Source organism: Leifsonia sp. Y878, assembly GCF_057669685.1.
Map to the genome: position 1 here is coordinate 42302 of NZ_JBYHFS010000001.1, position 13369 is coordinate 55670.

Sequence of the window (13369 nt, forward strand, 5' to 3'; positions counted from 1 at the left end):
GCCGGAAGCTACCGGCCAGGTACCACCGTCATGACCCGCAGCACGAAGTTGTAGAAGTCCACCATGTACGCCCGCAGAAACTCTGCGGTTCCCTCGTTCGTGACCTCACCGTCGTCAGTGATGAGTCCGGGGGTCACCTGGATGTAAGCCTCCGGTGCCGTCATCTGCGGGGCGTTGCAGAACGCGAGAGTTCCGCGCAGGCTCTGCTGGGCCAGGGCGGTGCCGATCGCTCCGGGCGACGCACCGATCACCGCTGACGGCTTGCCGGTGAGCGCGTTCTGCCCCCAGGGGCGGCTGGCCCAGTCCAGTGCGTTCTTCAGTGCGCCAGGCACGGAGCGGTTGTACTCCGGCGTGACGAACAGCAGCGCGTCCACGGACTCGATGGCAGCCTTGAAGTCCCGCGCAACCGGTGGGTAGTCGGCGTCGAGATCCCGGTTGTAGAGCGGGAGATTCTTAATCGTGATTTCGACGAACTCCATCTCGGGCGGAGCGAGCCTGATCAGCGCCTTCGCCAGCGTGCGATTGATCGACTGCGATGACAGGCTGCCGACGAAATAGCCAACCGAGTAGGGCGGTTCGTGTTCAAAGATAGTTGTCATCACCTCAGCTTGCGCTCGATGCCTGCACCTGTCGAGGGAGTGAGTACACCCGAACGCACTCATGCAGCCGGCGCGCGCCTACCGCTCGAGCAAACCCCTGATGTCATCTGCCGTGAGCGTCGAGCTGAACAGGGCGTCGTCATCCACAACGGCGTTGAACAGGGCCGCCTTGCGGTCTTTGAGCGCCATGACCTTCTCTTCGATCGTGTCGGTGGCGACCATCCGGTACACCATCACGTTCTTGGTCTGGCCGATGCGGTGGGTGCGGTCGATGGCCTGGGCCTCGCTGGCCGGGTTCCACCACGGGTCGAGCATGAACACGTAGTCGGCCTCGGTGAGGTTGAGGCCGAACCCGCCTGCCTTCAGGCTGATGAGGAAGACCGGTGCGTCGCCGGTCTTGAAGCGGGCGATGACCTCCGGGCGCCGGAGGGTCGACCCGTCGAGGTACTCATAGGCGATTCCCTCTGCGTCGAGCCTGGCCGCGGCCTTCTGCAGGTAGGAGGTGAACTGGCTGAAGATGAGCGCGCGATGCCCCTCGGCCACCACGTCTTCGAGCTGCTCGAACAGTGCATCGAGCTTGCTCGAGGGAATCGACGCGTATGCCGGATCGATGAGTGACGCGTCGAGGCTGAGCATCCGCAACAGGGTCAGCGAGCGGAACACGATGAAGCGGTTGCGATCGAGGTCTTCGATGAGCCCGAGCAGCTTCTGCCGCTCGCGCTGCAGGAACGTGTCGTACAGCTCGCGGTGCTCCGGTGCCAGGTCGATCTGCAGCGTCTGCTCCTGCTTGGCGGGCAACTCTGGCGCCACGAGTTCCTTGGTACGGCGCAGCATGAGCGGGCGGATGCGACGCTGCAGTCGACCCAGCCGCTCCCTGTTCTTCTCCAGCTCGATCTGGCGCACGTAATCTTCGGTGAACTTGCGGGCAGACGGGAACAGTCCTGGCGCGACAATCGCGCACAGCGACCACAGCTCAAGCAGGTTGTTCTCCATCGGCGTGCCGGTGACGGCCAGCTTGAACGGTGCTTTCAGATCGACGGCGACGCGGTGCACCTGCGATTCGCGATTCTTCACGAACTGGGCCTCATCGAGAATCAGGCCGGCCCAGTCCTCGGCCTGGTAGGCCTCTGCGTCCAGTCGGAACAGCGCATATGAGGTGACCACGACGTCGGGCCTGGCTGCCGTAGTTCCGGCGCCGGTGCCCGAACCCATGGCATCCGGGAGCCCCCCGATCTTCGTCACCACACGCACATCGAGGCCCGGCGTGAAGCGCGCGGCCTCGCTCGCCCAGTTGCCCACAACGGATGTCGGCGCCACGATCACGAACGGACGGCTGGGTTCGTGGGGCGCTCGTTCCTTCACGTGCGCGAGCAGGGCGAGGGTCTGCACTGTCTTGCCGAGGCCCATGTCGTCGGCGAGGATGCCGCCGAGGCCGTGTGTCCACAGGAACACGAGCCAGTTGAAACCGTCGACCTGGTACGGGCGCAGTGTGGCGTTGAGGCCTGCTGGCAGGGGGATCGCGGGCACGGCTGACGTGCTGGGCGTGCGGCCTGAGCCGCCTGAGCCGCCTGAGCCGCCTGAGCCGCCTGAGCCGCCTGAGTCACCTGAGTCGCCCTCCGCACCGGCAGCTGCTTCGTCGCCGAGGGTGCCGGCTGCCGCTGTCAATGCGATGAGTCCGCTGACGGCGGCGCGCCAGCTTTCTGCCTGTTCTGTCTCGTCGGCGAGGTCTTCGAATTCTGCCCAGAGGCCGACTTGGTGCCGGTTGATCCGCAGCTTTGTCTCCCATTCGGCGAGGTCCCTGGCCTCGTCGATGAGCTCTTTCAGCCGGTCGAACTCCGGCTGGTTCAGCGAGAGATAGGAGTTGTCAACGAGCAACAGTTTCTTCTTGCCCTTCGACAGCGCCTTGAACAGTGGGCCGAACGGGATGCTGTGCCCCGCAACCTTCACCACAACGCCGAGATCGAACCAATCGCGGTGATCGCTTTCGACCGTCATGAAGACCATCTCCGGCCGGTCGGTGAGCTCGCGGTAGCGCGGTTTGACGCCGACCACGTCGACACGGATGCCGGCCCGGCGGGCGAGCCTGGGCAGCATCCGCTCGGTGAATTCGGCGGCGTCGACGTCGCGCAGCGTGGTGGGTGCGAAGCTGTCGATACCGGTGCGCGACAGGATCGCCCGTTCGGAGCGAAGGTTGCGCCAGTCGGCGTCGGGTGCTGCGGCAGATTCAGGACCTGTGGACGTGGCCGCGACAGCCGCGGCCGATGCAGCAGCCGCTGCAGACCGGGCTGACGTCGACCTGGCAGCCGCGGTCGCCCGAGCTGCTGCGGCAGAGGCAGAGGCCGCAGCGGTGGGTGAGGCCATGGCCCGTCCCTGCGCGGTCATCTGCTGCACGGGCAGCGTTGTGATCGCCGTGCCCAGCGCATACTCCCAGTGCCAGGCGAGGTGCAGGTTGTGCTTCGGCTGGAACGTGGCCGTGAGCACGAGCGTGGGTGGGCCGGGCTTCGGGAAGTCGACGGAGGCATCCGTGCTGGTGATCGTGATCGAGCTGCGCAACCGGGGATAGTGCTCAGCGAGGAACTCGGCCACATCGGGCGCCGGAATGGTGAGCGATGCGCTCTCGCCGAGCAATCGTCGCTGCTGTTTGGTGAGCGGACGAGTCGTGGGAGCGAGCGCGAAACTCTGCCGGGGGAGAAGCTGTGCGCTGTAGATGCCGTGGGTGCCGATGAACCCGCCGGACTCCGGCGGGTACGACCGGCCATCGATGGTGAGGTGGGTGGTGAGCTGCACGGCACCGGATGCGGTGGGCTCAGCACCACCCGCACTACTCGCAGCGCGCGTCGCATCGACGCTCACGCTGGCTTCCGTTCCCACGATGACAACGGCATCCTTCTTCGTGCCGACGAAGTCGATGCCGAGGGACGTGGCTTCAGCGAGAAGGTGCCAGAGCACGGGGCTGACGAAGTCGTCGAGGTAGATCCAGTCGCTTTCCTGCCCGGAGTACGCGCCCCTGGTTGCCCGGTGCATGGCGACGAATTGCGAGAACCAGCGGTGCTGCTCCGGGTACAGATTCAAACGATTCAGCTGGTGGGAGACGCTATTCCACGCCACGGTCGACTTGACCCAGTTGCCCAGGGAGTTGCGGAGCACGGGCCGCACGCCCAACCGAAATTGGCCAGCGGATGTCACGGCCTCGCTGGTGACCGGCCTCGCCGTTGGTCCGCGCCAGCGTTCGCTGGTGCGCGGGGTTTGCTCGCGCAGCTCGAACTGCAGCGCCAGCGGAGTGAACGGGGTGGCAACGACCGCGTGGGGCTGATCGGCCGGACCGGTGAGCGCCAGCACGGCGGTCTTCCAATCGGGCTGCGGCATGCCCCCATGCTCTCACGCGCGACCGACAGTTCCCGTCGCGCGCGTGGTGGGCATCACGCCTGCGGAGTCAGCGAACTTGCCGCAGCAGCGCGAGTCGACTGGTCGTGCGCTCGAAGTCACGCGTCGCGGGTGTCACGCGCAGCGCATCCGCTGCCGCATGCTCGCTCACGATGTGCAGTGTCACGTCCCGATCGGCCAGCACGTCGATGAGATTCGCGAAGCGCTGCCTGGCCTGCATGGTCGCGGTCTGGAGCACCGGCACGCCCTCGACGACCCAGCGCTGATAAACGGATGCCCACCTCAGGTAGTCGCTCACCGCCGAGTCCGCCTCGCACAGCTCGTCGAACTGGAACCACACCTCGCCATCGTGCGCCCGGCGTGCAGCGAAGTGGTGGCCGCTCGCCGAAAGAGTCGCCTGCTCATCGGCGTGCGGGGCGACCAGGCCGGCGTCGCCGAGCTGCTGCGCGCTGCCGGGAGTCAGCCAGCAGCCGGCTGCGAAACCCGTCCCTGCCGTGGCCGGGGCGAGGCGGCGGTAGTCGATGGTGCCGCCGAGTTCGAACACGTCGAGATGGCGTTCGATGAGGGCGATGCCCGGTTCGAACAGGTCGTGGAAGTCAGCGTCCGGCAGCAAGTCTGTCGGAGCGTAATTCGACGTCCCCAGCACGCTCACCCCGCGCGCGAAGATCTCTTCGAGCACGCGGGTGATGAGCGCGGCATCTCCGGAGTCGTGCACGTGGAACTCATCGAAATAGAGCAGGTCGATGCCGTCGAGCAGCTCGGCGATGGCATCCGCGATGACTTGCCCAGGCTCGGAGAGTCCACTCGACCGGTTGCGCCAGATCGCCTCGTGCAGGCCGCGGAAGAATCCGTGAAAATGCGTGCGACGTTTCGCCTCGGTGGGCAGCGCATCGAAGAAGGCGTCACACAGCCACGTCTTCCCCCGCCCGACGGGACCATGTATGTACAGGCCGCGACCGACGCCGGTTGCCGGCCTCGCGGCATCCGTCATCTGCGTGCCGAAGGCGCCCAATGCCGCGACGAGGCGCTGCTGCTCTGCATCGAGAACCACGCTGTCGAGAACCAGGCTGTCGAGAACCAGATCATCCAGAACCACCCCTCCGCTCGCGAACGGCGCGGCAGGGGTGGCGATGCTCATGAATCGAACCTACAGGGGCGGCAGCGATGTGCCGCACTCAGCGCTTCAACACGTTTTCATCACGACCCGCCAGCCGAAACGTGTCAGAAATGCGCCGACGCTATACAAGGAGATACAAACCACAGCGCGAAGGGGTATGACCATGTTCAAGCACCGCCTGAGGGCGTCCGGGGCAGTTGCCATCGGACTGGCATCGATGCTGGCTGTCACGGCCTGTACAGCTGCCTCGCCCGCCGCCACCGACGCCGGGGGCAAGACCCTCGTCATCAATAAGTCATTCGATTTGAAGACCAGCGATCCGGCCCGTTCGTTCGAGCTCACCGGCAGCGTTGTGGATAAGGCGCTCTACGAGACGGCGCTCGACTTCGAGGGCAGCGACGTGACGACCGTGGTCAACGGTGTCACCAGCTACGAGTCGAACGCTGACAACACCGTTCTCACGCTCACCATGGATGGCGAGCACACCTTCTCAGACGGCACCCCGGTAACCGCTGACGACATCGTTTTCTCCTACCAGCGCGTGCAGGGCATCGCTGGTAACCCCTCGTTCCTGCTTGACGGCGTGACCGTCGCCAAGACCGGTGATGACACCGTCACCCTCACCAGCGCCACCCCGAATCCCGCGCTGCCATTCATCCTGCCGAACCCGTCGCTCGGTATCGTCAACTCGAAGCTGCTCATCGCAAACGGCGGCACGACAGACGCAGATGACAAGGCAGAGGCCTTCCTCAACGAGACGTCGGCCGGCTCCGGCCCGTACATACTCGAGTCGTACAGCGTCACCACGAAGGTGACCTTCACGCTCAACCCTGAATACAGCGGTGAGGCTCCTGTCTACAGCCGCGTCGTGCTCGAGAATGTCGAGGGCCCGACCCAGAAGATCAATGTGCAGGCCGGAGCAGCGCAGGTCGCGCTCGACCTGAACGCCGACCAGGTCTCCGACATGGGCGACAGCGCCACTGTCGTCAAAAACGTCTCGCCGTACCTCATCTACTCCTGGTTCAACCAGGATGCGGCCGTGAGCGCTGGCGTCACCAACCAGCCCGACTTCCTCAAAGCCGTGCGATTCGGCATCGACTACGACAAGATCCTGTCGATCGCCGGTGAGGGCGCAGTGCAGCCTGGCGGAATGGTTCCCTCCATCTTCCTTGGCGCGCTCAAGGAAGACCCGGCCAACGTCTTCGACCTGGCCGAGGCCAAGAAGGCGCTCGCATCGAGCGGCTACTCAGGGGAGGCCGTGACCTTCTCATACGCGAACGACGTCACGGTGAACGGCCTGCAGATGCAGACCCTCGCAGAGGCGATCCAGTCACAGCTGAAGGACGTCGGTATCACGCTGACCCTCGCCCCAGGGCCGATCTCCACCTTCCTCGACGCATTCCGTGCCGGCACCCTCCAGTCCGGAATCATGTACTGGGGCCCTGACTTCCCCGACCCGTCGAACTACCTGGTCTTCAACCCTGGGGAGTCCCTCGGCCTCCGCGCCGGCTGGGCAGAGGGCGCCGATGAGGCCGTCACTGCCGCGGCAGCAGCCGCGGCAGCAGCCACCGGCGACGACCGCGTCGCCGCCTACGAGGCCTGGCAGAAGGCCGGCAATGCGACAGGGCCATTCATTCCCGTCGTGCAGCCTGGCCAGTATGCGGTAACCACCCCCGAGATCACCCGTCTCGACCTCAACCCGGTGTGGACCGTCAACATTGCCGACATCGAATAACAACATCGTCGATAACAGCGTCGTCGAAACCGGCATCGCCGAGACGCCGGGGGCGCGTGTGCAGAGCACGCGCTCCCGACACCTCCCGCCGCTCGTCCGCTACATCCTGGTTCGCGCCGGCATCAGCGTCCTGCTGATCTTCGGCGTGACCCTGGTCACCTTCACGCTCGCCAACCTTGTGCCAGCCGACCCCGCCCAGGCGGCGCTTGGCGAGCGTGCGGCGAGTGACCCCGCAATCGTGGCGGCCTACCGCGAGGCCCACGGCCTCGACAAGCCGCTCGTCACGCAGTACCTCCTCTATATCGCCAATATCTTCCGCGGCGACCTGGGTACCTCGACCCAGACGAACAACCCGGTGGTCCAGGACCTCGGCGTCGCCTTCCCGGCGACCGCAGAGCTCGCGCTGTTCGTCATCGTGTTCTCGATCATCATCGGCGTCGGCCTCGGTACCTGGGCTGCGCTCCGACAGAACCGCTTCTCCGACCAGTTGTTCCGCGTGCTCAGCCTCGTGGGGATCTCAATCCCCACCTTCTGGCTGGCCCTCGCCGCGTTCTACGTGTTCTTCTACCAGCTGCGGTGGGCGCCAGGAACGGGCAGGCTGAGCGCCGCCCTGCAACCCCCGCCGCATGTCACGGGCATGTACACGGTTGATTCCCTACTCGCCGGGCAGTTCGCCACGTTCGCCGATGCCCTCGCGCACCTCGTGCTGCCAGGCTCTGTGCTGATCCTCTTCACCGTCGGGCTCCTCGTGCGCTTCACGCGCTCCGCCGTGCTCGACGTGCTGAACCAGGAGTACGTGCTGGCCGCCAGAGCTAAGGGACTGAGCCCGGTCACCGTGATCTTCCGCTACATCCTCCGAGGGGCGTCATTGCCCATCCTCACCGTCGTCGGCCTTGCCTTCGGCTCACTGCTCTCTGGGACAGTTCTCACCGAGCAGGTCTTCGGCTGGGGCGGCATCGGGCAGTACGCCTACAAATCGGCGACGACGCTTGACCTGCCAGCCGTGATGGGTGTCGGTCTCGTGGTCGGTGTCGTCTACATCATCACCAACTTCATCATCGACGTCGTATATGGCGTTGTCGACCCCAGGGTGCGTGTCGAATGACCAACACTGAGTCACGTCTCGACCTCGAAGCGGATGCCGCGGCCGGCGCCATCCTCGACGAAGCCAGACCGCGTCGCATCCGCTTCAGGCTGCCAGCTGCCTATCGCCGGCCGATGGCCATCATCGGCATGGCGATCATCGCCGCGTGGTTCCTCATCGTGATTTTCGTGCCGCTCATTGCGCCGTACGACCCGCTCGCCCAGAACTTTGAGCGCCTGCAGCCACCGAACGGCACAAACCTCTTCGGCACAGACGCGCTCGGACGCGACGTCTTCAGCCGCACGCTATACGGAGCACGCATCTCGCTGCCCCTCGCGTTGTTCCTCGTGGTGGCATCGGCCATCATCGGCTCCGTGGTCGGCGCAATTGCGGGCTATTTCGGCAAATGGCTCGATGAGATCATCATGCGCTTTTCCGACCTCGTCTTTGCGTTCCCCACGATCATCCTGGCGATGATCGTGACGGCTGCGCTCGGCCCGAGCCTCACGAACGCGGTCATCGCGCTGCTGCTCGTGTCCTGGCCGAGCTATGCCCGCGTGATGCGGTCGATGGTGCTCGGTGCGCGCTCACGCGAGTACGTCGTGGCCGGCCGGCTGCTCGGATTCGGCCCGTTCACGTCGCTCCGCCGAGACATCCTGCCCAACGTCGCCGCACCCATCCTCGTGCTCGCCACCCTCGACTTCGGCAACGCCATCCTGTTGCTGTCAGGGCTATCCTTCCTCGGTCTCGGTGCCACGCCGCCGACGCCGGAGTGGGGCGCCATGGTCGCCGACGGTGTGCAGCAGTTCAGCGACTGGTGGCTCGCTGCCTTCCCGGGCCTCGCGATCTTCACCGTCGTTGTCGCCTTCAACCTCCTCGGCGACGCCCTGCGCGACTCGCTCGACCCGCGCACCGCCGGTGCTGTGCAGGGAGTCAAAATATGAGACATCAAGATATGAACGACCAGCTCACCACGTCGGGGCTGCAGGTCCGCGGACTCACTCTCGAACTCGGCCCGAAGAACGACCCGAAGCGCATCCTGCGCGGCATCGACATCGACGTGCCGGCCGGGTCGATCACCGGTCTCGCGGGCGAGTCAGGGTCGGGGAAGACCATGACAGGGCTGGCCATCTGCGGCTTGCAGCCTGCCGGGTCCCGTCTCGGCGGCTCGATCGCCTACGAGGGTCCGCGCGGCCGTGTCGAGAATCTCCTGACCATCGGCTCCCGCTCCATGAACGCGCTGCGCGGCCGCGACATCGGCATGATCTTTCAGGACCCAACCGCGAGCCTGCACCCGATGATCACGATCGAGCACCAGCTCACTGACGGGATGCGGCACCACCTGCGCGTTTCGAAGAGTGAGGCCAGGGAGCGCGCCGTGGCGCTGCTCGAACGTGTCAAGGTGCCAGACCCTGAGGCGGCTTTGAAGAAATACCCGCATCAGTTCTCGGGAGGGCAGCTGCAGCGCATCGCCATCGCGACCGCGCTGGCCTGCGAGCCGTCTGTGCTCATCGCCGACGAACCGACAACAGCGCTCGACGTGACAGTGCAAGCCGGCATCCTGCGACTGCTGCGCGAGTTGTGCGACAGCCTCGACCTGGCGATCCTGCTCGTGACTCACGACCTCGGCGTGATGTCGGCCCTCGCCGATACGGTCACGGTGATGCGTTACGGGGAAGTTGTCGAGCATGGCACTCGCTTCCAGGTGATCCGCGAGCCGAAGAGCGACTACACGAGGTCACTCATCGACGCGCTGCCAGCGGCGTGGTCGTCCGACGACTCCGTTTCGAACGATTCACTGTCGAACGGAGCGGATTCCTGATGGCCGGTCATCTCTCAGTCACTGACGCCCGCGTCACATACAAGCTGCCCGGCCGTCGCACCCTCGCCGCCGTCGACGGGGTGAGCATCGACCTCGCGCCAGGGGAGGTGCTCGGCCTGGTCGGGGAGTCCGGATGCGGCAAATCGACTCTTGCCCGTGCGATCTGCGGCCTTGAGCCGCTCACCTCCGGATCGATCAACTTCGACGGCGACACCGTAAAGGCGCTGGGCCTGCGGAAGCGGCCGCGTCGGCTGCTGCGCATCCAGATGGTGTTCCAGAACCCATACAGCTCGCTCAATCCGCGCCGACGGGTCGGCGCGCAGATCGAGGACGCGCTGGCGATCGCCGGGGACGAGCGCTCCACCGTCGCGCAGCTGCTCGACGACGTGCACATGGACCGCAGTGCGGCCTCGATGTTCCCGCACCAGTTCTCTGGCGGGCAGCGCCAACGCATCGCCATTGCCAGGGCGATGGGCGCGCGGCCAGACGTCTTGGTCGGTGACGAGCCGATTGCCTCGCTCGACGCCTCGCTGCAGGCGAAGGTCGCGACGCTCATGCGCGACGTGGCGCTGAAGAACGGCGCTTCCTTGTTGTTCATCAGTCACGACCTATCAGTCGTGCGCGTGGTCGCCGACCGAGTCGCCGTGATGCAAGCTGGCCGCATTGTCGAAACGGATGCTGTCGCATCCGTTTGGTCTGCGCCGCAGCACCCCTATACCCAACGGCTGCTCGCCGCGATTCCGGTCGCAGACGGCCTCGGCACCCTGCCGCGCGGGTAAGCCTCTCTCGTTGGTTGAGGAAGGTGCGAGCGTGCGAGCCCCTGTCTCGAAACCAAGGCAGTGATCTCGAGACGGCCGTGAACGGCCTCCTCGATCAACGGGGGAATAGCCACGAGCGGCCACCTCACCCACCGGCAGGGGCTAGAGCTCCAGCGCCGGGCGCCCCGCTCCGCCGTGGGCAAATGCCGCATCGGTCTCGCGCAGCACCCTCAGGATGTTGCCGCCGGCCAGCGCGGCCAGGTCGTCGGCGCTCCATCCACGGTCGGCGAGCTCTGTGAGCAGCGCCGGGTAGCCGTCCACGCCCTCGAGGCCGACGGGAAAGAACTCAGTGCCGTCGTAATCTCCGCCGAGGCCGATGTGGGCCACCCCAGCGACCGAGCGGGCATGGTCGACGTGATCGGCGACATCCGCAATGCTGACCACCGGCATATCGCCTGCGCGATCCGAATCGAACCACGTCTGGAAGTCCGCGCTGAGGAACTGCGGCACGAACGTGATCATGACGACGCCCCCATTCTCGGCGAGGCGCTCAAGCACGTCGTCTGGCACATTGCGCGGGTGGTCGCTGAGCGCCCGGCACGAGCTGTGGCTGAAGATGACCGGCGAGGTGGTGGCATCCAGCGTTGCGTGCATGGTCGCGGGCGATACATGCGAGAGGTCGGCCAGCACCCCGAGGCGGTTGAGCTCGGCGATGTACTCGACGCCGCGCGGGCTGAGGCCTCCGTGCACGGGCTCGTCGGTCGCCGAGTCGGCCCACGACGAGTTCTTCACGTGGGTGAGGGTGAGGTAGCGCACGCCGAGCCGCGCGAGCATGCGCAGAACGGCCGGCGAGTCGTTGAGGCTGTGGGCCCCCTCCGCGCCGAGCAGCGACGCGATGCGGCCCTCGGCCCTGGCGCCCTCGACGTCGGCAGCGCTCGTGGCGATCACGAAGTCGTCTGGATACCGGGCCGCAAGTCGGTACACCCAGTCGATCTGTTCGAGAGTCTGCTGCACCGCGTGCGCGCCGTCGGTGGTGTCTTCCACCCAGACCGACCAGAACTGGGCGCCGACCCCGCCGGCTCGGAGTCGGGCAATGTCGGTGTCGCTGGCGAGTCCGCGTTCCAGGCCGTCCACCGAGTAGTCGCGATTGACACGGCACTCCCACGCACAATCGTTGTGACCGTCGATGATCGGGAATGCCGCGAGGGCCTGCTGCACAATGTCGCTGGAGGTCATCCGCCAACGCTAGGGGAGAAGTCATCCGACGTCCTTCTTGTTGACCGGCGCGGCGGCTGAGTCGCCAAGCTGCGGCCGAGTCCGCCAACCTGGGACTGCGTTCGCCAACCTGCGGCTGCGTTCGCCAATCTGGGAGTGAGGAGTTAGCGCGCAGATGCAGCGCCGAACCATGTGGGCAGGTGACCGATCAAATCGTGCTGATCGTCACCGATCCACGCCACGTGGCCGTCTGGACGCAGCAGCGCGGCCGGTACGTTCAACTCCGGGCTGATATCAACCTCAGCGATCACGTCCACCACATGGTCGACCCGATCCTCCCAGCCCGCCACCGACAGCTTGCCGGTCTGGTCGAGCAGGAGCCCGCGGCCGTCCCGCATCCGCTCATAGAGGCGACCGTGTTTCGTCAGGCGAACGTCTCGCATCCGCTTGCCGAGTATTTCGGGCCCCTCGCCAAAGTCATAGCGGATGCTGATCGCAATGACCTTCTCAATGACGTACCGGTTCACGTCGTTGAACTCCATGAGCTCCGCCAGGAGGCGGCGCACCGCCTGGGGGCCGGGCTCGAGGGAGAGCAGCTCCATCTGTGCACGGGTGTTGTCGAGCACGTCGGCGGCGACGGGACGCCGTTCGGTGTCATAGCTGTCAAGCAACCCGTCCGGCGCCCAGCCATCGAGCGTTGCAGCAAGCTTCCAGCCCAGATTGAACGCATCTTGGAGGCCGAGGTTAAGGCCCTGTCCGCCGGTCGGCGGGTGGATGTGTGCCGCATCGCCGGCCAGCAACACGCGACCGACTCGGTAGTCCGCGGCCAGCCGGGTGGCGTCTCCGAATCGGGACAGCCAGCGCGGCGAGTGCACGCCGAAGTCGGTACCGGCGTGCGTCCGCAGCTGCCGCCCGAACTCCTCAACTGTCGGTGGGATGGTGGGGTCGTCCGCCAGTCCATTCGCGGGCACGACGATGCGGTACGCCCCGTCACTCTGGCGCATAGCGCCGAACCGTTTCTGGGTTTTGTAGACCTCCGCCACCACGGCGGCCAGCGTCTCCGGCGACACGGCCACCTCCATCTCACCGATCAACGTTTCGATCCTCGTTGGTTCACCAGGGAAGTCGACGCCGAGCAGCTTGCGCACCGTGCTGCGGCCGCCATCGCAGCCGACGAGGTAGCGCGACGCAATGTGAGTGCCGTCGGCCAGCTCGATGGTCACGCCGTCGCCATCCTGGCTGAGACCAACCAGCTCAGAGCCGCGCCTGATCTCCACGCCGAGTTCGATGGCGTGCTCGGTCAGCAGGCGCTCCGTTTCAGTCTGCGGAATGCCGAGAACGTAGGGATGCGCGGTGTCCAGCCCCTCTGGTGACGGCTTGGTGATGCCGGCGAAGAAGCCGCCAACCGGGTACTGGGTGCCGAGTTCCAGGAAGGGTTCGAGCAGGCCGCGCTGGTCGAGCACCTCGATGCTGCGCGCGTGCAGGCCGTACGCGCGAACAATGCGCGTCGGCTCTGCCTCCTTCTCGAGGATGAGCACGCCCACACCGTGCAGCCGCAACTCGCTGGCCAGCATGACGCCGGTCGGCCCTGCGCCGGCAATGATCACGTCGATCACGAATCCCCCTCATCGTCGCCGGCACGCTGCCGGCGTCCC

At 65.9% G+C, this 13369-nt stretch carries 10 protein-coding genes; 5 read left to right on the forward strand and 5 right to left on the reverse strand.

From position 1 onward, the window contains the following. Positions 1-8 precede the first annotated feature (8 nt). The 3 genes from AC25Y4_RS00210 to zapE all read right to left on the reverse strand — a co-directional run bounded on the left by AC25Y4_RS00210 (position 9) and on the right by zapE (position 5121). A complete protein-coding gene (locus tag AC25Y4_RS00210) occupies positions 9-599 on the reverse strand; it encodes an NADPH-dependent FMN reductase (protein ID WP_488118358.1) in 591 nt (196 codons plus the stop codon). 78 nt (positions 600-677) lie between these two features. Then, complete coding sequence (locus tag AC25Y4_RS00215; RefSeq protein ID WP_488118359.1) at positions 678-3965, reverse strand: DEAD/DEAH box helicase; 3288 nt, start codon at positions 3963-3965, stop codon at positions 678-680. A gap of 67 nt (positions 3966-4032) precedes the next feature. Then, entirely contained in the window at positions 4033-5121 is a 1089-nt protein-coding gene (zapE, locus tag AC25Y4_RS00220) for a cell division protein ZapE (protein WP_488118360.1), read from the reverse strand. Between the two features lie 142 nt (positions 5122-5263). Between zapE and AC25Y4_RS00225 the strand changes: the two genes are divergently transcribed. Genes AC25Y4_RS00225 through AC25Y4_RS00245 form a run of 5 tightly spaced genes read left to right on the forward strand, consistent with a single transcriptional unit; the run spans position 5264 to position 10520 of the window. Further along, entirely contained in the window at positions 5264-6835 is a 1572-nt protein-coding gene (locus AC25Y4_RS00225) for an ABC transporter substrate-binding protein (RefSeq protein ID WP_488118361.1), read from the forward strand. Continuing rightward, complete coding sequence (locus AC25Y4_RS00230) at positions 6819-7940, forward strand: ABC transporter permease (protein ID WP_488118362.1); 1122 nt, start codon at positions 6819-6821, stop codon at positions 7938-7940. Before AC25Y4_RS00225 ends, AC25Y4_RS00230 begins: the two co-directional genes overlap by 17 nt. Then, complete coding sequence (locus AC25Y4_RS00235; RefSeq protein ID WP_488118363.1) at positions 7937-8863, forward strand: ABC transporter permease; 927 nt, start codon at positions 7937-7939, stop codon at positions 8861-8863. The genes AC25Y4_RS00230 and AC25Y4_RS00235 overlap by 4 nt, the downstream gene beginning before the upstream one ends. Next, positions 8860-9741 (forward strand): ABC transporter ATP-binding protein, encoded by an 882-nt coding sequence (locus AC25Y4_RS00240; RefSeq protein WP_488118364.1) that lies wholly within the window; start codon positions 8860-8862, stop codon positions 9739-9741. Before AC25Y4_RS00235 ends, AC25Y4_RS00240 begins: the two co-directional genes overlap by 4 nt. After that, positions 9741-10520: an ABC transporter ATP-binding protein gene (locus AC25Y4_RS00245; RefSeq protein ID WP_488118365.1), complete on the forward strand. Its 780-nt coding sequence runs from the start codon at positions 9741-9743 to the stop codon at positions 10518-10520. The genes AC25Y4_RS00240 and AC25Y4_RS00245 overlap by 1 nt, the downstream gene beginning before the upstream one ends. Positions 10521-10661: 141 nt before the next feature. On the opposite strand, the gene AC25Y4_RS00250 is transcribed toward AC25Y4_RS00245, so the two are convergent. Both AC25Y4_RS00250 and rox read right to left on the reverse strand, forming a co-directional pair. Further along, the gene (locus AC25Y4_RS00250; protein ID WP_488118366.1) at positions 10662-11735 is read right to left on the reverse strand and encodes a dipeptidase; all 1074 of its coding nucleotides are present in this window, start codon (positions 11733-11735) and stop codon (positions 10662-10664) included. Positions 11736-11878: 143 nt separating this feature from the next. Next, the gene (gene rox, locus AC25Y4_RS00255) at positions 11879-13330 is read right to left on the reverse strand and encodes a rifampin monooxygenase (RefSeq protein WP_488118367.1); all 1452 of its coding nucleotides are present in this window, start codon (positions 13328-13330) and stop codon (positions 11879-11881) included. Positions 13331-13369: the final 39 nt, after the last annotated feature.